19 protein-coding genes and 1 pseudogene are annotated in these 18,524 nt (G+C 66.8%); 10 read left to right on the top strand and 10 right to left on the bottom strand.

The window, feature by feature from the left end:
- Positions 1-11 precede the first annotated feature (11 nt).
- Positions 12-1,028 (top strand): esterase/lipase family protein, encoded by a 1,017-nt coding sequence (locus tag BLV94_RS06600; protein ID WP_072943889.1) that lies wholly within the window; start codon positions 12-14, stop codon positions 1,026-1,028.
- A gap of 232 nt (positions 1,029-1,260) precedes the next feature.
- Complete coding sequence (locus tag BLV94_RS06595) at positions 1,261-2,427, top strand: alpha/beta fold hydrolase (RefSeq protein WP_011599072.1); 1,167 nt, start codon at positions 1,261-1,263, stop codon at positions 2,425-2,427.
- A gap of 80 nt (positions 2,428-2,507) precedes the next feature.
- Here BLV94_RS06595 and BLV94_RS06590 read toward each other — a convergent pair whose 3' ends face one another.
- The 5 genes from BLV94_RS06590 to BLV94_RS49385 form a co-directional block, all read right to left on the bottom strand.
- On the bottom strand, positions 2,508-3,767 hold the full coding sequence (locus BLV94_RS06590; RefSeq protein WP_011599071.1) for a DUF4185 domain-containing protein: 1,260 nt from the start codon (positions 3,765-3,767) through the stop codon (positions 2,508-2,510).
- 13 nt (positions 3,768-3,780) lie between these two features.
- Entirely contained in the window at positions 3,781-5,304 is a 1,524-nt protein-coding gene (locus BLV94_RS06585) for a M15 family metallopeptidase (RefSeq protein ID WP_016879885.1), read from the bottom strand.
- Between the two features lie 351 nt (positions 5,305-5,655).
- Positions 5,656-6,009, bottom strand: a complete 354-nt coding sequence (locus BLV94_RS06575) for a hypothetical protein (protein ID WP_011599068.1) — start codon at positions 6,007-6,009, stop codon at positions 5,656-5,658.
- The gene (locus BLV94_RS06570; RefSeq protein ID WP_007298551.1) at positions 6,006-6,221 is read right to left on the bottom strand and encodes a hypothetical protein; all 216 of its coding nucleotides are present in this window, start codon (positions 6,219-6,221) and stop codon (positions 6,006-6,008) included. Before BLV94_RS06570 ends, BLV94_RS06575 begins: the two co-directional genes overlap by 4 nt.
- 465 nt (positions 6,222-6,686) lie before the next feature.
- Positions 6,687-7,145, bottom strand: a complete 459-nt coding sequence (locus tag BLV94_RS49385; protein ID WP_016879884.1) for a hypothetical protein — start codon at positions 7,143-7,145, stop codon at positions 6,687-6,689.
- 67 nt (positions 7,146-7,212) lie between these two features.
- On the opposite strand from BLV94_RS49385, the gene BLV94_RS51490 reads away from it, so the two are divergent.
- Together BLV94_RS51490 and BLV94_RS06555 are read left to right on the top strand one after the other, a co-directional pair.
- Entirely contained in the window at positions 7,213-7,335 is a 123-nt protein-coding gene (locus BLV94_RS51490; RefSeq protein WP_016879883.1) for a hypothetical protein, read from the top strand.
- Between the two features lie 171 nt (positions 7,336-7,506).
- Positions 7,507-7,725 carry a DUF4383 domain-containing protein gene (locus tag BLV94_RS06555; protein ID WP_081437581.1) on the top strand — a complete coding sequence of 73 codons (219 nt, stop codon included), beginning with the start codon at positions 7,507-7,509 and terminating at the stop codon, positions 7,723-7,725.
- A 259-nt stretch (positions 7,726-7,984) separates the two neighbouring features.
- On the opposite strand, the gene BLV94_RS06550 is transcribed toward BLV94_RS06555, so the two are convergent.
- The 3 genes from BLV94_RS06550 to BLV94_RS06540 form a co-directional block, all read right to left on the bottom strand.
- Positions 7,985-8,953, bottom strand: coding sequence for a hypothetical protein (locus tag BLV94_RS06550; protein ID WP_244163529.1), 969 nt, complete (start codon positions 8,951-8,953; stop codon positions 7,985-7,987).
- 744 nt (positions 8,954-9,697) lie between these two features.
- A complete protein-coding gene (locus BLV94_RS06545) occupies positions 9,698-10,153 on the bottom strand; it encodes a hypothetical protein (RefSeq protein ID WP_016879880.1) in 456 nt (151 codons plus the stop codon).
- On the bottom strand, positions 10,150-10,998 hold the full coding sequence (locus BLV94_RS06540; protein WP_029537058.1) for an IS5 family transposase: 849 nt from the start codon (positions 10,996-10,998) through the stop codon (positions 10,150-10,152). The genes BLV94_RS06545 and BLV94_RS06540 overlap by 4 nt, the downstream gene beginning before the upstream one ends.
- A 207-nt stretch (positions 10,999-11,205) precedes the next feature.
- Here BLV94_RS06540 and BLV94_RS06535 point away from each other — a divergent pair, with 207 nt between their 5' ends.
- Positions 11,206-12,657, top strand: a complete 1,452-nt coding sequence (locus BLV94_RS06535) for an NF041680 family putative transposase (protein WP_244163528.1) — start codon at positions 11,206-11,208, stop codon at positions 12,655-12,657.
- Positions 12,658-12,664: 7 nt separating this feature from the next.
- Positions 12,665-12,910: pseudogene (locus BLV94_RS06530) on the top strand (helix-turn-helix domain-containing protein); the annotation flags it as partial.
- A gap of 254 nt (positions 12,911-13,164) precedes the next feature.
- Here the strand turns inward: BLV94_RS06530 and BLV94_RS06525 are convergent.
- Positions 13,165-14,202: an alpha/beta fold hydrolase gene (locus BLV94_RS06525; protein ID WP_072943914.1), complete on the bottom strand. Its 1,038-nt coding sequence runs from the start codon at positions 14,200-14,202 to the stop codon at positions 13,165-13,167.
- 306 nt (positions 14,203-14,508) lie between these two features.
- Here BLV94_RS06525 and BLV94_RS06520 point away from each other — a divergent pair, with 306 nt between their 5' ends.
- From BLV94_RS06520 to BLV94_RS06505, 3 genes are all read left to right on the top strand, one after another.
- Entirely contained in the window at positions 14,509-15,291 is a 783-nt protein-coding gene (locus tag BLV94_RS06520; protein WP_072943883.1) for a DUF3109 family protein, read from the top strand.
- A 245-nt stretch (positions 15,292-15,536) separates the two neighbouring features.
- The gene (locus BLV94_RS06510) at positions 15,537-15,800 is read left to right on the top strand and encodes a hypothetical protein (protein WP_016881860.1); all 264 of its coding nucleotides are present in this window, start codon (positions 15,537-15,539) and stop codon (positions 15,798-15,800) included.
- A 689-nt stretch (positions 15,801-16,489) separates the two neighbouring features.
- Positions 16,490-16,669, top strand: a complete 180-nt coding sequence (locus BLV94_RS06505; RefSeq protein WP_016881859.1) for a YegP family protein — start codon at positions 16,490-16,492, stop codon at positions 16,667-16,669.
- Between the two features lie 191 nt (positions 16,670-16,860).
- Here BLV94_RS06505 and BLV94_RS06500 read toward each other — a convergent pair whose 3' ends face one another.
- Complete coding sequence (locus tag BLV94_RS06500; RefSeq protein ID WP_016881858.1) at positions 16,861-17,358, bottom strand: hypothetical protein; 498 nt, start codon at positions 17,356-17,358, stop codon at positions 16,861-16,863.
- Positions 17,359-17,735: 377 nt separating this feature from the next.
- Between BLV94_RS06500 and BLV94_RS50580 the strand changes: the two genes are divergently transcribed.
- Positions 17,736-18,200, top strand: a complete 465-nt coding sequence (locus BLV94_RS50580; protein ID WP_072943880.1) for a MerR family DNA-binding protein — start codon at positions 17,736-17,738, stop codon at positions 18,198-18,200.
- Positions 18,201-18,524 lie beyond the last annotated feature (324 nt).

The following is an 18,524-nucleotide window of genomic DNA, read 5'->3' as shown; positions in this document are numbered from 1 at the left end:
GGAGCGGCAGGATGCGGGCATATCGACAGATGAGGTGGGCGGCCGCGGGTGTCGGGTTGGCCGCGGGCCTTCTTTGGGCGCCGGTCGCGGCGGCGGAGGAGGTTCCGGACCTACCCGGGGCGAGCTCGGTATGGCAGGTCCCGGACCGAGCCGGTCCCGCCCAGAGCGAGCATCCCGATGCCGCCCGGTACGCGCGGCAGCACCCGGGATCGGTGCCGCCCGGCGTCAACGACTTCACCTGTATCCCCACCGACGACCATCCGAGGCCGGTGGTGCTGGTGCACGGCACGGACTCGAACGCGTACTCGGACTGGGCAGCTCTCGGTCCGCGACTGGCCGCCGCGGGGTACTGCGTGTTCGCGCTCAATTACGGCGGCGAGCCCGGGGGCGACAACTACGGAACCGAGGACATGACGGTCAGCGCCGGCCAGCTGGCACAGTTCGTGGCTGCCGTCCGCGCCGCGACCGCCGCCGCCGAGGTCAATATCGTCGGCTACTCGCAAGGAGCGACGGTGGCCCGCTATTACGTCAACCGGCTCGGTGGTGCAGCCATAGTCGATCAGTGGATCGGTCTCGCCTCACCGACATACGGGGGCACCCTGTTCGGTCTCGTTCCGGTCCTCGAGCAGACGCCCGGCGGCATGCACCGGGCGAGAAGGGCAATCCCCCCGGACTTGGTGTCGCCCGCGTTGGAGCAGCAGGCCCAGGGATCATCGTTCCTGGCCGACCTCAACGGCGGGGGTGACACCGTGCCGGGGACCCGGTACACGACGATCGGCTCGCGGCTCGACGAGGTCATTCAGCCGGCGACCAATATCGCGTTGCGCGACGGGTCGGCGACGAACATGATGATCGGGGACCTGTGCCCGTCCAATCAGTCCGGGCATTTCCGGATGCCCTACGACGAGTACACCCTGCAACTGGTGATGGGTGTGCTCGATCCCGCACAGGCGGCGACACCGCCGCCCTGCACCGTGGTCCCGGCGGGCACGGGGGTATTGGAGATGATCCTCACCGAGAAGTTCTGATGGGGACGGTGTCAGGGCTGACGGGTCGCCGCACCACGGCGACGCGGCTGGTGAGCGTTGGCATGAAGCGGGATGCGGAAACCTGCACGCGGGTGTTCGCTAGGCCCTGTCGCTGAGGTCGCCGCGGATCGAGCCGGTAACGGTGCGGGTGCCCGCGCGGATACAGTCACCGTGTCCTGACGAGGGGGCGCAGAGGGAGCAGGACGTGGTGCGGCGAGGTTTCAGGGTCTTGATGGCGGCGGTGCTCGGTGTCCTCTTCCTCGCAATGATGGTTCCGGTGCCGGCGAGCGCGGAACCGCTGTATCCGTGGCCGGACCCGGATCCGTTCTACCTCGCTCCCGCCGATCTCGGGGCCACGGCGCCGGGTGATGTGGTGCGGACGCGGCGGATCGACACCTGGATGTACGCCAACTCCGACGGGTGGCAGGTCGCGTTCCGGTCGACGAACTCGGCCGGCAACCCGATTCTGGCGGTCACCACGGTGCTCCTGCCCCGGGGTGTGGCGAATCCGCCGTTGGTGTCGTATCAGGCGATCGTGAACTCGTTGGGAACCAAGTGCGCGCCCTCGCGGGCGCTGTTCAACCTGGAGATGCAGGAATCGCCGGGAATGTTGCTGGGTCTGCAGCGGGGGTGGGCGGTCTCGGTGCCCGATCACCTCGGCCCGACCGGTGCGTACGGTGCCGCCAAGCTCGGCGGCATGATCACCCTGGACAGTGTCCGTGCGGTGCAGCGGGTGACCGAACTGGGCCTGACGAACAGTCCCGTCGCCCTGGCGGGTTACTCGGGTGGGGGAATGGCCAGTGCCTGGGCGGCGGCGCTCGCCCCGACCTACGCGCCGGAGCTGACGCTGGCGGCGGTGGTGCAGGGCGGAGTTCCGGCCGATCTCGAGCAGATGGCCGAGGGGCTGGGGTTCAACCCGCACCCGGGGTTCGGGCTGGCCTTCGCGGCGGCGATCGGCCTCGAGCGGGAGTACCCGGATCGGTTGCCGGTGTCCTCGCAACTCAACGAGACCGGTCTGTGGTTGCGGGACTGGATGAGCAACGAGTGCCGGCGGTTCCTGCTGTTCCACGGCGCGTTCCGCAACGCCGGGCAGTTGGCCGCGTCGAGGAGTCTGATGGCGAGTTCGGCGGCGCGTCAGGTGTTGCGGGAGAACAGCCTCCGCTATTTCGAGGGGGTGCCCACGGCGCCGGTGTACATGTGGCACGGCACGCTCGATGGGCTCACCCCGTTCGATTCGGTGGCGGAGGTGGCGCACCGGTACTGCGCGGCGGGTGCGAGGCTGACGTTCGTGCCGTACGACATCTCCGAGCACATGACCACCGCGGTGGTCGGTTTCCCGGATGCGTACGAGTTCATCGCGGCACGATTCCGGGGTGAGCCCGCCCCGACACGGTGCTGACCCCGATCCCGGCGCGGCCGAGTCCCCCTGTGAACGAATGTCGCTAGCAGCAAGGCGATTCCAGGTCTGATCCGGACCGTTCAGGTGAGGACCTCGTCGACGTCGATGCCCGCCTTCTCACACAGTGCCCGGAGTAGTTTGTTGTTCTGCTCGGCCAGGGCGTGAGTGGACAGGATGTGGCCGAACTGATCGTCCTTGCGGTCCGCCGGCACCGGGCGGCCTTCGAGACCGAGGTTGGTGACCTCCTTCCATAAGATCTCGGCGATGGCCTCTCGCAGATCGAGCTTGCGGCCGGATCCGTCGTAGAGGGCGACCGGGTGGTCGTCCCGGAACGCGGCGGCGACTTCGCGTGCACTCATGTGTTCGTCCTCCTCGATCGGTACTGCGGGTTGTACCTGTACCCGAAACTGCATGGCCCGGTACGGCCATCCGGATTCGGCCCATTCGGACACGATGATGTGAAAGTTGTCGAATGTGCTGTCCGGGTGCACGTATCCGCCGTACAGGCGGGCCACGACGTCCGGGCCGCCATTCCCCGACGGTCCCCTCACCGGCCGGAACGTGGGAGCGGTGTGCCAGTTGTCGGTGATCTGCCCGACGACGCGGATGGTGATGTTGTATTCGGCTTCATTGAAGTAGCTGAGCACCCAGTTGTTCTGCATTCGGCGCAGGCACAGCTCCCCGACCTTGGAGCCGACCGGCAGGATCGGGGTGGGTGGATTGCCCCATGCCCAGGCACCGTTGCGAAATCCCCAGGGCTCGTAGAAGTCTCGGTTCAGCAGCTGGTCCTCGGGGCAGCGGAATAGCAGCACGTTCTTGTCACGTTCGAGGCCGCCGGTGGTCATTACGTAGACGAACCCGTCCCCGCCGCGTTCCCAGGTCAGCATCCGGCGGTGACCGCCGAATTCCCATCCTTCCCACCGGGCCTTGGGTCCGCCGTGGGTCCAGGTCTCGCCGTTGTCGTCGGAGTATTGGATCTCGGTCCACCGCGTGTCGGGCAGGCCCCGGACCACGAGGACGTGCAGGTAGATCCGGGTGCCGATCACGATCGCGTCGGTGGGGAGCACGGTGCTGAACTCCGGGTTGTTGTGCGGGTAGTCCCAGAGCTGTTTCGCGGGGTTGCCCCCGGCGGCGCGGTGAAACCGCACCCCGTCATCGAGGTCGTGGGTGTGGCTGTAGAGCAGTACCGGGCTGCGCCAGCCGGGGCCGCCGACCCGGTTCTCGGCGAAGGTGTCACCGAAAAAGAATCCGATCTCTCCCGTGGGCACCCGGACCGGGATGCCCAGGTCGGTCCCGCCGACACCGAACTGCGGCACCGGAGTGAGATCCCTGATTTTCATGACCGCACCAGTGTCATCGGCCGAGAACCTCCCCGGCGATGTAGTCCCACAGCGCCGCGTCGTCGATCGGGAACGGTTCCGGAACCGAAGGCGGGGGCGGGGGGCTTTGCCCCAGGCCGAGCATCGCGTCGAGTTCGTCGGTACTCAGGTGGGTGTAGTTGAGGTCGCAGCGGCCGAACGGTGGGCACGGGCCGTTGTCGGTGTACTGGTGCGCGAAATAGCCGTCCGGCTTGATCTTCGGCGATCCGGGCTCCCGGCCGTAGCTGGGGGTGACCAACCGGAGACCTGGTGGGCGGGTGCGCCACAGGTCCGCGTTCGACACCGGGTTCCAGTAGCCGATCACCCGCCGCTCGCCGAGCCATTCGCGTGCCCGCCGGATCTCGTCGTTGACCTCCGCCGACTGGTCCCCGGTGATCGCCCCGGCCGCGTCCTCGACGTCGGCCATGACGACCATCCGCGGATGCGGCCCGCCCTGCTCGGTGACCATCTGCATCAGCAAGTCGATGTTCGCCTGACCGGGCCGGAAGAACCAGTACACGATGAAGAACCGCAGCCGGCCGTCCTGACACGCACGCACCGCCCAGTCGTGGTTCGCCGCGAACTTCGTATCCCGCATGTTCCCGCTGTTGGACCGGAAACAGAAGATGTCGTACGGGTACGCGTCGGTGACCGGGGTGATCTGATACTGCGACACATCCGCCCAGGTCTTGCCGCGCACCACCGGCGGTGTCGGCGGGGTGACCGGTCCGCCGAGATCCGGGCGTTGCCCGTGGCGGATCACGACATTCCATTCGCCCTCGAACACATAGCCGGTCACCGGCCATCCGTTCGCGATCTGCAGCGCCGTTGCCGCGCGGGCGGTGCCGGTGTCCCAGATTCCGGTTTCCGGTATGCCGCAGGTTTTCTGCCAGCGCCTGAGGCCGTCCTTCCAGGATTGCGGGTCGGTGGGGAACAGGCCGCTGATCGATTCGGCGGGTCCGTCGAGCGGGCCGTAGTAGTACCCCGCCGGGAGGGGGAACGCGTCCAGGTCGGGTGGCCCATACACCCAGAGGTAGCCGTTTTCGAGCCGGGTCGCGAAGGCATCCAGGCGGGTGTCACCCTCGGGGAGGTTGATCTGGGTGTGCATCGGGTCCTTGGTGGCCCAGTCCTCACCCCAAAATACCGTGCCCTCGAACTCGGTGAGCATCTGCCGGACCGCGGCGATCTTGTCGGCCGGCATGTTCACCGACGCCCGCACCTTCCAGGGCAACCGGGTGGCGTTGAGATCCACGGCCGTCCCGCTCAGGTGGTTGCTGTTGGCTATATCGTTGTCCCAGCTGAATCCCCAGTAGTCGCGGGGCCGGTAGCTGTCGATTCGCCAGACCCGCCGGTGCCAGAGCGCCGCCCAGGCAATCAGGATCGTCGCCGCCGCGCCCCGGCGCACCTCCGGCCGCACGTTGTCGGTGCCGGGCACCAGCGGCTTGACGATTTCGCCGGTATCGCAGATGCGCCAGCCGTTCTCGGAGATTGTGTTCCCCTTGTAGCTGCGAAATCCCATCGCGCTCACCCTCCGTCGTTACCACGGTCCTGGCTGCACTGCTTCCGCTTCCGCCGCGGCTGTGTGTCGCTTCGTGCATCCCGGACGATAGGACCACATACCGACACCAACGCCTCGCCCGGTTCTGCCGAGTTTCAGTGTGACGCCCGAGCCGGGAAAATTTGGCGAGGCGTGCCGTACGCGTTCCCCGGGGCCCGGTCGGAGTCGGTCGGCGCGTTGCCCCGGCGGGCCGAGCCGGATGACCGCGGTGCTGTGGAACGCCTCTGAGGGTCGGCGTAGCAGTGAGCAGGGGGGATCGAGATCGATGGGGACGGGACCCCGGCGCGGGGCTGCTCCGTGTTCCCCAATCGGTTACGACGGGGGATTGCGCGAGGAGAAGTAGTAGCCGATCGCGCTGCCGGTCAGGCCCACCATCGCGGTGAAGACCACCTGGAATGGGCTGCTGGCGCGATCCCACTTGTCGGCGCCGGCCCACAGCGGCACCAGCAGGTAGATCAGGCCGACGAGGAAGGTGGCCACGGACAGGCCGATCGCCAGGGCCTTACGGGTGTCCTCCTGGCGTTCGTCGAGGCGCCGGATGGTGACCTCGGGCTGTTCGGTCACCTGGGGGTCGGTGCTGCCGACGTTGACCTCGTCGACGGTCGTGGCGTCCCGGGCGGTGACATCGTCCTCAGCGGGCACGGTGGGCCCGTCGGGTTCGGTCACTTGAAGACGACCTCCCGTTTGGTGCCGTCGGGCTCTTCGATGAAGACCTTGGCACCGTTGGCGGCGGCCTCGTCGATGTAGGCGGTGGTGCGGATGGCCCGGACCAGGGCGCTGGTCTTGGTCGAGGCGTGCCGCTTGGCGATCTCGTCGAGCGTCTTGATGTCGTCGTTGGGCAGGTTCGCGGTGACCTTGGAAACGTCGTCCTTACTCATGATGTCCTCCTGAGGGTGATCTCGGCCCGTTCAGTCTACCTCGAAAGCCGTACCAGGTACGGCTCAGATACGCATCGGTCTCCGGGTAGGGCTGAGAACCGGTCAGGACGGGCGGCAACACGTCCGCACCCTCGATGCCGACTGCGATGGGCCCGCGCTCCGGACCGGCCGAGCCGCTGCGCGACCGGTAATCAGCGATGTACATCAGGTATGCACGAGTGTCCACCGATCACCAAGGCCTGACCGCACAGCACGCTCAGCTCGGGCTCGAGCTCGGGGTGTCACCGGAACGGATCTGCGTTGATCACGGCTGACCGGTACCGATCGTCAGCGGCCCGGTCTGCTGAACCCCTTGCAGCGTGCCGGAACTGGCGAATGGGCGTGAGATCAGGGTAAGGATGGTCCATCGTGGTCGTGGCCGGTCCCTGGCCTGGAAGCGTCGCGACACCGCCGTACGCCGGTTCGTCACCAGCCGTGCCGATACAGGGGGCACAGTTCCTCACGCGCACGGTTCCAGAACGGGAACAGTTCCGGACTGCCGGCGTCGGGGTGGGCGGGTTGGCTGACGTCGACGAATTCGAGGAACGTTCTTCCGGAGGTCCGAGCCAGCACACAGGCCCGCAGGGAGAGCTTCGCCGAGGCGGCGACTCCGATCCGGTCGGCGTACGGGCCCAAGTCCGCGGTGTGCACGAAACCCTCGAGTCGCCCGCCGACGTCGTTGTAGACGGTCTGGAGGTCGAAACCGCAGGCCTGGCCACCAGCCGACTGCAGGTGGTCATCGGCGCCCGATGACGAACACTCGGTCCTTGACGGGGCGGGGCGCCGACTCGGACGGGGTGTCGCGGGGAGGGGGAGTCGTTCGTCCTCGAGGTCCGCACGGGCGCCGGGCAGGTCGTCGATGCCCGACAGTTGCCTGCGCGGCAAAGCCGGGTGGCGCGGTCGGTGCTTCCCTGCTGGCCGGTGATCCCGGCGCCGCCCGGGGTGCACCTGAGTGCCCGCCGAACGTGAACCTGACTCCGAGGTGCGGGTCACCGCCCTCATCGAGGCGCTGACCTGGCCCAACTCGTTGGTCGACGCTCCCACCCCGGAGTTCCCCGATCCGCGACCGGAATAGGGTCCCCGATCCGTCATGGACTCGGGTTCGGGGTCGGGCTCTCGGGTATTCCGTTCAGTGGCTCTCTGATGTGTACAGCTTTTGAGTGAGACAGAGGGTTTCGGCGATGCCGCACAGCCTGCCCAACGTGGTTCCCTGTTCGCCACCCCGGTCCAGGCAGCGGTCCTGCTCATGGGTGCGGTGTTCCTGATGGTCGGGGTGCTCGGGTTCATCCCCGCGGTGACCACCGACCAGGACAGCTGCGCGAATTTTGTGCCGGTCAACACTGCGGACAACTGGCTGCACTTCGCCCTCGGGCTGGGGATGGTTGTCCTCGGCCTCCTGCTGCCGCGGCTGCGGGACGGGCCAGGAGCCGGGTCGAATCCGGTGGCCTTCTCGGCCTTCTCGTAGGCGCGCAGGGCGTCGATGGCCCTCTGGTCGAGCCGGGACACCGCCTCGTCGTCGGTGGGGATGACGACTTCGCCCCCGATGCCGGCGAAGGAGGCGGGACGCAGCACCGTGCCGCATTCTCGGGGAGGACTATTCGACCGACCGGCGCCTACCGCGGGCGAACGGCATGACACGGAAGGCACCTCGACCCGTGACCGGATCGGGGTGCCCTTTGGATGCGAAGGCGGTGTGCAACCGCTGTACGGTTCTGCTGATTCGGTTAGGGGATCGGCGCGCGTTCAGGGCACTGCCAGGGCGTGGTCACGATGTCGGTGTGGGCTTCGGCGATGTCCTTGAAATCGGTCGACCGGGACAGGCTGACGAGCGAGGAGTCGGCGGGAAGAATCACCGCGTATCCGTTGTCAGTTGACCACTTTGCTGGAACAAGGACCCACAGATCGCTTCGTGCAACGAGAGTTCGGAAACACTCATACCGGAAGAGAGGTGGTTGCCCTGGCGGGGTCTCGACCAGAGTCTCCGCGATCAGATTCGCTGGCACATCCAAGCGTTCTGCTCTGACGACGGAGACCACGGATTCCTTCGCCCAGAGGTTGTGGGCGATGGTCTGCGCGTCGTTGTCGCCGAGCCAGGACGCGAAGGAGTGCATGACGGAGAAGAGTGCCAGCACTATCACCGAAATCACGAGGACTTGGCTGACTCGTGCGGTCGGAGTGGTGTCGTGCGTGCTCGGTGTGGTGGTGGAGATGGTCAGTGCCCAGTAACCTCCCACCGCGAGAAGACCACCCACCCCGAGCGCGATCGGCGAGAACACCCAGGAGATGAGTGCGAGAGAGGCCGTGTATCCGGCCGCCACGACGCCGACGATCCCGGTGAGCATGAAAGCTGTCCCGACGGCGAGTGCGGTTCGTCCGATGGTGCGAACAAGGTGCGGCCGCTGTCCGGTTCTGATCGAGCGGCGCGCGTAGTCCCCGACCCAGACCGCCGCGAACCACCCGACGAGGAGAAAAAGGAGCGGCGCGTACAGCACAGTGACGCTGCCTCGCACGTAATCGCTGGAGGTGAATCCGAGAGCATCGCAGTCGACGCCGAAGAAGGCGAGCTTCTTGCGGGTGTAGATGTATCCGAAGTAGTAGCACAGCGCCGTGATCAGGGTGGTCGGGGCGAGAATCGTGGTGACGACACCGATCCAGGTGTGGATCGGTGTCGTTGGCGTCGAGTTCTCACTCATCGGGCGGTGTGCCGCCGTCGGTGGGCGGCGCGGTCGTCGGGACCGGAGGCGACGGTACGGGAGTATCGGTATCCGGGTTGGTACCGGGTGGTGGGCCGGGCAGCGTCGGTTGTGTTGGTGCGCTCGGAACACCGAGCTTGTTCTCCGGTGTCGTCGGTTGGGTCCCTACCGGCCGGGTGCGGTGCTGTTCGACGGTAGGGAAGAACATGCTCGTCGGGGCCGACGCAGTGGGTGTTGGAGCGGGCGCCGCAGGTGGGGCCGGTTGGCTCGGCGGGTGTGCGGGGTCGGATCTGCAGGCGCCGAGTGTTGCCACCGCCACGGCGAGCGCCGCGGCGATCGCAGCGAACGGAATCGGCCTTGCGGTTCCTGCCGGAACGTGACTTGTCGCTCGCATCGGAACTCCCAACCCCGGAACTCTCCGCTCATGTATCGCTCTTGTATTCCGACGCTGCCGCCGACGAGTCCCTCGATCACGCGTAGGCCACTACCTGTCTTCGGTTGTCGCGCTGTCTGTTGGCTCGCCCTTGCCGAGCACGTCGGGGCTCGGTCGGACCTCGCGCCGCGGCCCGATGGCCCGCTCGGCCTGAGCCCTGGAACCGCACGCGGTGCCCGCCGCTCGTAGTGAGGAATCGGCCGCGGTACGCCGGTGTCGGATTCCGAGGCTGCGGGTGCTTCGGATTCGCGGCCAAGGACACACCATGTCGGTGCGCCAGCTTCTGGGAGATGTCGTGACACGGGCGTGGGTCAGCGCGATCGGAGTACGTCGCGCAGGGCTTGTGCGACGGCGTGGTTGGCGACGTCGCCGTGGTCGGTGATCGTCGCGTCGGCCTTCAGGTTGAAGACCTTGCCGGGCACGAACGTGTACTGGTGGGTGGGGGTCACCTTCCGCAGGAGTTGTTCGGTGGGGTCGGTTTCGGGTGTGTGTTGGGCGCCGTTGCGGCCCATGCCGCCGTAGGGGTCGTTGTGGTCGCCGAGCGCGGCGGCGTTGTCGTGGGCGATGCGGGAGGCGAGGGGGTAGGCGACGCCGACGGCGAGGTCGTTCTTGGTGTGTGTGACGAGGACGGGCCCGTTGACGTGGTGTTCGGCGAGGACGGCACGGAACGCGCCGTCGTGTTGTCCGTCGAATCGTTGGGCGAGTCCGTTGTGGGAGAAGGCGGCCTGCAACAGGGCGAGGCTGAGAAGGTGTTTTGAAAGTGTCACGCTGCGCGGGTCGACTGCCAGGGTCGTCGTCCGCGTGCGGGGGCGACTCGTCGGGTCATCAATCCGATCATTGCCCATTTGATCATCGCTTCCGAGTGCGCCGGGAGGCGTTCGTAGTCGTGGTCGAGTCGACGGCAACGCACGATCCACGCCAGGGTCCGTTCGATCAGCCAGCGGTGTGGAAGTACACTGAATCCTTGTTGCCCCTTCGGTTTCCGAACGATATCGAGCGTCATCCGGCAATGCTCCGCGACCCACGCGACGAGGCGTCCGGCGTAGCCGCCGTCTGCCCACACCATCACCATCGACGGCATTTCTGTCTTCGCCCGGGACAACGCCAGGCGCCCGCCGTCGCGGTCTTGCACGCTCGCCGCGGTGACCAGCACGACCACCAACAGGCCCAGCGAGTCCGTGACCACGTGTCGCTTCCTGCCGTTGACCCGTTTCGCGCCGTCCCATCCGCGGGTTTCTGTGCCGACCGTGTCGGCGCCCTTGACCGCCTGCGCGTCGACCATCCCCGCTGACGCCATCGGATCCCGGCCGCTGCGGTCACGGAGCTTTGCCCGCAGCGCGTCGTGGATGCGGTCGGTTACCCCGGACTCGTTCCATCGTTGGAAGTACCCGAAAACGGTCTGCCAGGGCGGGAAGTCGTGCGGGAGCTGCCGCCACGAGCAACCGGTGCGGTTGACGTAGAGGATCGCTTCCACGATCCGCCGGCGATCGTGGATCGCCGGGCGACCGCCCGGCAGCGCCGTGGGCACCATCGGTGCGACCAACTCCCATTGGGCGTCGGTCAGATCGGATTGATATGGCGTCGGCTTGCGACGTTTCTTGCGAGCAACCACAAACCCATCATGCCGCCACCGGCCGGTCCGCCGCACCGAATCGAACACTTTCAAAACACTCTCTCAGCTTGACTTTTAACCTTTGCCGTCGCGTGGGGCAGTTGGTGATGATGTTGTTCGGCGTGTCGCCGCGGCATGGGGCGACGACCGCCTGATCATCTTGAGGTTCCTCTCACAGAACTTTCGAGACAAAGGCAAGCGGTGGTCGTGAGTGTCAGTGTGCCCTACACGCAGGTGGTCGGGGAAGGGTCGTACGCGGATGACCGGGTCGAGCTGGTGTCGTTCCGCGAAGAGTTCTACCGGTGTTTGTCGGCGCGCAGCGATGCGGTGTTCGAGCTGACCGATGCGTTGCTGTGTTCCGGGGACCCGGTCACCACACTGGTCGACTTGTCGCTGACCCCTGAGCATCGGCGCGGTCACGGCGCCTTGTACGACGGATTGAACTGCGGCCGGGTTGATATCGATCGACTGCGACGCGCAGTCGGAGCACTTCCCCTGCCGCGAAGCGGCGATGGCCGGATCGTCCTGGCCATCGATATCAGCCCGTGGCTGCGCCCGGATGCGCCAACCAGCTCCCAGCGAGCGTTCTGTCACGTCTACGGTCGCGGTAGGAATCAAGCACAGTTGATCCCCGGGTGGCCGTATTCCTTCGTCGCCGCGCTGGAGGTGGGACGCACGTCGTGGACGGCGGTACTCGATGCGGTGCGCCTGCGGCCCGACGACGACGAAACTACGGTCACCACGACACAAGTCCGCGAAGTAGTCGGGCGATTGCAATCGGCCGGGCACTGGAGAGACGGCGACCCGGACATCGTGCTCGTCTTCGATGCCGGGTACGAACTGGCACGGGTGGCGTTCCTACTCGCTGATCTACCGGTTCAGGTGTTGGGTCGGATGCGTTCGGATCGGGTGCTGCACTTCCCCGCGCCGCCGCCGGGTCGAACCGGGCGCCCGCCCCGGCACGGTGCCGAATTCAAATTCGCCGACCCCCTGACCTGGCCCGAACCCGACAGCGCCGCCGATACCGACACCGACCGCTACGGAACAGCCGTCACTGCGGCGTGGAATCGGTTGCACCCGAGGATCACTCACCGTGGATCGTGGGCGGACCACCCGGGTCCGCCGCCGATCGTCGAAGGCACGGTGATCCGACTGACGGTCGATCACCTGCCCGGCAACCGGCACCCCAAACCGGTGTGGCTCTGGTACTCGGACCCGGACGTCGGCGCCGACGACGTCGACCGATTGTGGCAGATGTTTCTGCGGCGCTTCGACATCGAGCACACGTTCCGGCTCTTCAAGCAGACGTTGGGTTGGACCGCCCCGAAGATCCGCAACCCCGAGGCGGCCGACCGATGGACGTGGATCGTCCTGATTGCGCACACCCAACTCCGACTCGCCCGGCCGCTCGCCGAAGACCTACGCCGACCGTGGGAACGACCCGCCCCACCGCGACGGTTGACGCCGGCCCGGGTCCGTCGGGGGTTTCGGCGCATCCGCGCGACCATGCCCAATCCGGCCGGCGCACCGAAACCCGTTCGACCCGGTCCCGGACGCCCACCCGGCACGAGGAACCGCCGCCCCGCCCAGCACCATCACGTCGGGAAACGCACCAAAATCGACATGACGGAGCCAGAAAGTGAAACCCAACCAGGTTAAACAACAAGCTCAGATGCTGGACATATCCCGCCCGACACTGATGAAGCTGATCGGCGAGGGGGAGATCCTCGCCTACAAAGTCGGCACCCACACCCGTTTGAAGAGTAGTGATGTGATTGTGTACCAAGAGCGGCTGCGTGCCGAACAGCGAGCAGCGTTCGACGACCTTCGCGCTTTCGAAGACGCAGAAGGCATGACGTACCGACCGGTGCTCGGAGTCCACAAGGACCCTGCGTCTTTCCTCGTCGGGTGAGCGCAGGGGTTCTGACGGACGCAAACATCCTCTATTCGAGGACACTTCGAGACTGGATATGCCTACTCGCCTTGCAGAAAGCGCACGGACTTCAGATTCCGGTGCCGCGCCGTAAGTCCGTGCCGACCGCGCCATGCTCGAGCCGCTGTCGGCGCCACAGTGGCGCCTGCCCGCGACCGGTTACCGTGCGGGCGTGGAACCTACCCCAGGTACCGGGCAGGTGTTGTGCCCGGCGTCGGTCACCTGAGCCCGAATCAGGTGGCGCTGCGTTCGGCGGATCCCACCGCATCGAGCACGGCGGCACGCGCCGAAGCGTCGGGGGTGAGGGCCTTCTCGACGGTTCCGATGTTGAGCAGTTGCCGCCAGCGGGCCTCGTTGAACGGCGATGGGCGCGTAGCGGACAGGAACTTCTCGACGGTGTGGACAAAGCGCATGGGGTCGTCCCGGAAGGGGAAGTGACCGGCGCCCTCGAAGATCTCCAGCCGCGAATCCGGCATTGCCGCGTGCGCGGTGTGGGCGTGGCTGACGGGGATGACCGTATCCCGATCTCCCCAGATGAGTTGAACAGGGAGACTTGCCGTCAGATAGCAGCGGTCGAGCATGGTCACCGTCTGTCCGCGCCAGTCGACCACCGCCCGCAGGGTGCGTAGGTAGGCCTCGTACGCGGTGGGCTCGGGAAGTTCGGTCAAGATCCGCACCAGATCCGGTGTGTCGTGCAGCGCCGCACCGGGGCGCAGGGCGGTGCCGTGCAGCCGAGTCAACACCGTTCCCACCCAGCGCACCGCGGGCACCGCTCCGGGCAGGCGCAGCAATTTCAGTGCCTCGTTGACGCTCGGTGTCGCCGCGAGGCGCAGGAGTGGGTGAACGTCGGTGGTGATACCGCCGGCGGAAACCAGGATGAGCCGATCCACCATCTGCGGGAACTGGTAGGCGAACTGCATCGCGATGCCGCCGCCGAGCGAATGTCCGATCACGGTGGCGTGGTCGATTCCCAGGGTCGAGAGTAGATCGCGCATGCCGTTGGCGTAGGCGGCGACGGAATAGTCGGCACGGGGTTTGTCGGAGCGACCGTGGCCGAGTAGATCGGGTGCGATCACCGTGTAGTTCTCGGCGAGGTGCGGGATGATCTCGGTCCATGTCGACGAGTTGTCGCCGATGCCGTGCAACAGCAGCAGCGCGGGGCCGTCACCGGCCATGCGGAAGGCGCGCCGGTACCCGTGGATGGTGCGAAACATCATCTGCGGCTCGGCGTCGGGCACCGGCCTGAGTTTGCGCATGCGACTGGGGTTCATCGCACCCTCCTCGACTGTCGCGTTCCTCGTCGATTCTTCGCTGCGCACCGTCGACACACGTGGCGACACGCCCCACCCGAGGGTGTCGACATCTGGAGGGTTGTTGCCTCCTCCCGTGCCCCGTAGTAGGTGCGAGAACGTTCGCTGGTTATTCGCGGTGGAGGCCGCGGCGTTACACCCCGGTCGGCGCGATTCGGGTCGAGTGTTGTTTGCTCCCAGACGGGGACCGGATCAGTCCTTGGCTGTGATATGGATTGGCTACCGTGGGGGTTTGTGGCAGCAGGTAGTGCGCGGCGTGCTCGCAAGATGACGCCCAGCCCCGAGGTTGCGCTCGACTTCGCTCGGGAATGGGTCGAGTTCCTCGATCCCGACAACGGCGAGCATCTCATCGCCGCGGACATGACGTGGCTGCTCTCGCACTGGACCTGCGTGTTCGGCACCCCGGCCTGCCAGGGCATCATCGCGGGCCGACCCGACGACGGCTGCTGCTCGCACGGTGCGTTCTTCACCGACGAGGAGGATGTGGAGAGGTTGCACGAGTCGGTCAAGCTGCTGACACCCGAGCACTGGCAGTTCAGGAAGCAGGGTCTCGGGAAAAAGGGGTACATCGAGGAGGACGAGCTCGACGGCGAGCCGGCGCTGCGGACCCGCCGCTACAAGGGCGCGTGCATCTTCCTCAACCGTCCCGGCTTCGAGGGTGGCATCGGGTGCGCGTTGCATTCGATGGCGCTGCGGCGTGGGATTGAGCCGCTCGAGGTGAAGCCGGACGTGTGCTGGCAGCTGCCGATCCGGCGCACCCAGGAATGGGTGGAGCGACCCGACGGCGAGCAGGTCCTGAGGACGACGATCACCGAGTACGACCGCCGTGGTTGGGGTGAGGGCGGCGCGGACCTGGACTGGTACTGCTCTGGCTCGCCGGATGCGCATGTCGGCGATAAGGCGGTGTGGCAGTCGTATGCCCCGGAGCTGACGGAGTTGCTCGGTGAGGCCGCGTATCGGGAGCTGGCGCGGTTGTGTAAGCGACGCGAAGGTCTCGGTCTGATCGCCGTGCATCCGGCGACCGCGGTCGCCGAGAAGAAGTCCCGGTGACGGAGCAGCGGTCCCTGAACGTCGACCCCGGTGACAGCGTTATGGGCGGTTACGGCGCCCGGGGGTGGTACGGAGGTAACGAGCTGACGCTCGCCGAGCGGTGGGAGCCACCGTTGGCGCAGGCGCGAGCAGCGGAGGTCGGTCGGTTCGTTGTCGATCGCCAGGCCCGGGCGGCGTCGAGGATGAGGTTTCGTCGGCGAGGTGCTTATGATCCGGGCGTGTAGCCGATCGGAAGGCGCAGACCGATGCCCGAGAAGAAGGATCACAGTCCGAGGCCTGAACCCGGTCCGCTCGGCGCGGGCGCGCGGGTGCTGGTGCGCCGGCCGTCCGAGCCGGCGCAGACCGGTCGGATCGTCGAGGATTACGCCGAGCTGACCGACCCCGGGGAGCGTGGGCATGCCTGGGCTCCGGTGCATCGGTGGGCTGTCGCCCTTGACTGCGGGCGGCTGGTGTTCGCCGACACCGACGACCTCACTGCCGACCCGAGCACGGAAGGATCCGCCGGGTAGACCGACCCTGGCCGGTGGGAGAACCAGTCAGGGGCCGCACCCCCGAGGGGCGACCAAGGTTGCAAGGTTCTCGCCATCGTGGCAGGACTGACCCGGTGTTGAACTGATCCGCCTCCTGACGGTACTGAGCCCAGGAGGGCGACGGGGGAGTTCGTCGCTGGTCCTGGGCGTATCGGGTTGCCGAGTCGGGGGGCGTGCACCCTGACACCGCCTGGGGAGAGTGTCGGCTTGTCGTCGAGTGCCGAATGGGCGGGCCACGGTCGCGGGCGGCGGCGACGGTCTCGTAGTGGGTTGTGTTGGGGGACAGCCAAGCGCAGCCCCCGCCAACGATGAATATCAGCTGGCAGGGGCGCTACACGGTCAACCTGCACGTAGTGACGAGCGGCGCATGAGTGATCTTCGTGAGCCGCGCCGGGGAAGTCCAGGGATTGCGATCCACACCATCACACTATTTTCGAACTCGGAGACAACGTGTGATGGGTTTGCCCCATTTCCCATGGCAGTGGTTTCCGTCCGAACGCGGTGGAGACCGCGGCTAAGCACATCGATTGAACTGCGACGATGACATGTCCCCGGAAGGGGGTCACGCGCCTCGCCGTAAAGGCCGTTCCGCCGCCGATGAGGGTGTGCCGGGCCTACCGTGAAAGGACAGGTCTGCGACCGGCGTGGGCTCACGCGGAGGAGGGGCGATGACTGCGAAGTTCGAGCTTTTCAAGGACGCGGCCGGCAAGTTCCGGTTTCACCTGAAGGCAGCCAACGGGGAGATCATCGCGGCCAGCCAGGGGTATACCTCGAAGGCGGCGGCCCAGAACGGGATTGTGTCGATCAAGGACAATGCCGCGTCCGCTCCCACCGAGGATTTGACCTGACCCGAGGTGCAGCCGGCGGGGTGGAATGCGGCTTCGGGGGCGTCTTCGTGGCGCAGGGGGTGGCCGCACGACAACCGTGATTGAAGTTGGAGATCCGAAAGGTCTTCGTTCGCAGGCATTCCCGTTTGTCTCCAGCTGACCTTGTGCGTCGAGTGGGGTTGGCGCCGTGGCGTCCGGCTTCTACGGCGGGGTCAGGCCGTGGCGGTGACGGTGATCTCGGCTCTGCCGTCGAGGCCAGGTAGGAGGTAGTGCGGGCAGGTGACCAGCTGCCGTGGCGCGGGTGTGGGCTGCCGGTCGGTGCCGAGGTAGAGCCGGTAGGCGAGTTGCCCGCGCCGGTGGGTGCCGGTGTTCGGGTCGATGGCGCCGAGGAAGTAGCCGTGTACGGCGCCGACGGTGGAGAAGATCGCCCGCGCCCACTCGGTGGGTTCGGCGGGCGCCAGATACCGGAGTCCGCCGGTCCCCGCGTCGACGGTGTGCACGAGGACCGTGACCACGAAGCCGGCCGCGGCAGGGAACCACTGTTCGGCGGCAACGTCGAACGGGGTGATGGAGGTGTGAATCCGCAGTTCGATGTCCGTTCCGGTGCGGGCCGCCGCCGCGAGGATGTGGGGAGCCGCTGAGGCATCGTCGGTGGCCAGGGACGGCAGCACGGCGTCGGTGCCGAGGTTGCTACCGGGACCGGCGGACATGGGGCACACAGTACGGGCCGCCGACACCCTGCCGGCAGGACGGCCGGTGATTCGTCCGGTCGAGGACTGGGGCATCTGACCGGCGGTGACGGCATGTCCCTTTGAATCGGAGTGTTGGCCGACGAAGGCCGTGCTGCCGGAGTTCTTCTCGGCGCCATCCGGGCTGCACGATTCTGATCGCAACGGTTCGGGGCAGGAGGGGTTCGTGAGCGAACGCACCGCAGCCGACCTCGAACGTGAACTCGCCATGCTCGCCGACGTGCGCGACCGCCTCCGGGCGTCAGAGATGTCGGCGGGTACCGCTCCGGTCACCAACCGGTCAGATTTCCCGCATTGGTGTTACAATTTGGGACACGAGTTCGGGAAAGGGGCAGGGTATGACCGTCACCGATACCAGAAGTGCTCTCGCTGCCAATTCCGCGCGAGAACACCTCCTGCGGCTGGACCGGCTGCGGCTGATCGACAGGGCGCAGAACGAGGGTTTCACGCTGCGCCAGATCGCTGATCTCCTGGAAATCTCGGCCACGCAGGTCCACCGGCTCGCGCAACGGGTCCTGCAGCAGCCCGGCGAACTCGAGCGAACCCCGCAGGAGGTGATTTACCAGCGTTCGGCCGGGGTGATCACCGATGACGAGATGATGGACACGCTGGTGCACTGGGACTACACCTACGGCTATGTACCCACCGAAGGCGACCAGCAGGTGGACGCGTACGCCAAGGGCAGTTGGGATGAGGTGCGGCGGGCGTATCGGCGGGGTTTGCTCACCGACGACGAGTGGGACATCCTGTTCGAGGGCACCCGCACCGCACGGCAGGCGCAGCGCGCTGCGGCCCGGCGGTGAGCGTGGCGGGAGAACCACTGCGCGAGGCAGTGTCTCGGCAATTGGTGCACCTGGGTCAACACGGGCAGCCGCTGCACCCGGACAGTGGCCGGAGCACCCTCGACCTGTACGCGAATGATCGTCGGCGAGACCGGACGCTGCAGGAGGTCATCGAGTGGTATCTCGACCTCGCCGAGCCCGATCGAGGGCGGGCACTGCGCCGCGATAATTTCTGCGGGGCCACCGGGGGCAGGCAAGTCGACGGCGCTGCGTGAGCGTCACCTGGTCGATACCAGCTACCGATATCTGGACGCGGACATCGTCAAGGACGAACTCCTGCGCCGC

The organism is Rhodococcus koreensis (assembly GCF_900105905.1).
Lineage (GTDB): Bacteria > Actinomycetota > Actinomycetes > Mycobacteriales > Mycobacteriaceae > Rhodococcus_F > Rhodococcus_F koreensis.
Note: the sequence above shows the minus strand (reverse complement) of the source record. Positions and strands in the feature narration are given on the sequence as shown.

What these genes read in the sequence shown, in the direction of transcription:
- BLV94_RS06600 (WP_072943889.1), top strand. Translation starts at nt 12, where the DNA reads ATGCGGGCATATCGACAGATGAGGTGGGCGGCCGCGGGTGTCGGGTTG.
- BLV94_RS06595 (WP_011599072.1), top strand. Translation starts at nt 1,261, where the DNA reads ATGGCGGCGGTGCTCGGTGTCCTCTTCCTCGCAATGATGGTTCCGGTG.
- BLV94_RS06590 (WP_011599071.1), bottom strand. Translation starts at nt 3,767, where the DNA reads ATGAAAATCAGGGATCTCACTCCGGTGCCGCAGTTCGGTGTCGGCGGG.
- BLV94_RS06585 (WP_016879885.1), bottom strand. Translation starts at nt 5,304, where the DNA reads ATGGGATTTCGCAGCTACAAGGGGAACACAATCTCCGAGAACGGCTGG.
- BLV94_RS06570 (WP_007298551.1), bottom strand. Translation starts at nt 6,221, where the DNA reads ATGAGTAAGGACGACGTTTCCAAGGTCACCGCGAACCTGCCCAACGAC.
- BLV94_RS06555 (WP_081437581.1), top strand. Translation starts at nt 7,507, where the DNA reads ATGGGTGCGGTGTTCCTGATGGTCGGGGTGCTCGGGTTCATCCCCGCG.
- BLV94_RS06550 (WP_244163529.1), bottom strand. Translation starts at nt 8,953, where the DNA reads ATGAGTGAGAACTCGACGCCAACGACACCGATCCACACCTGGATCGGT.
- BLV94_RS06525 (WP_072943914.1), bottom strand. Translation starts at nt 14,202, where the DNA reads ATGAACCCCAGTCGCATGCGCAAACTCAGGCCGGTGCCCGACGCCGAG.
- BLV94_RS06520 (WP_072943883.1), top strand. Translation starts at nt 14,509, where the DNA reads ATGACGCCCAGCCCCGAGGTTGCGCTCGACTTCGCTCGGGAATGGGTC.
- BLV94_RS06510 (WP_016881860.1), top strand. Translation starts at nt 15,537, where the DNA reads ATGCCCGAGAAGAAGGATCACAGTCCGAGGCCTGAACCCGGTCCGCTC.
- BLV94_RS06505 (WP_016881859.1), top strand. Translation starts at nt 16,490, where the DNA reads ATGACTGCGAAGTTCGAGCTTTTCAAGGACGCGGCCGGCAAGTTCCGG.
- BLV94_RS06500 (WP_016881858.1), bottom strand. Translation starts at nt 17,358, where the DNA reads ATGTCCGCCGGTCCCGGTAGCAACCTCGGCACCGACGCCGTGCTGCCG.
- BLV94_RS50580 (WP_072943880.1), top strand. Translation starts at nt 17,736, where the DNA reads ATGACCGTCACCGATACCAGAAGTGCTCTCGCTGCCAATTCCGCGCGA.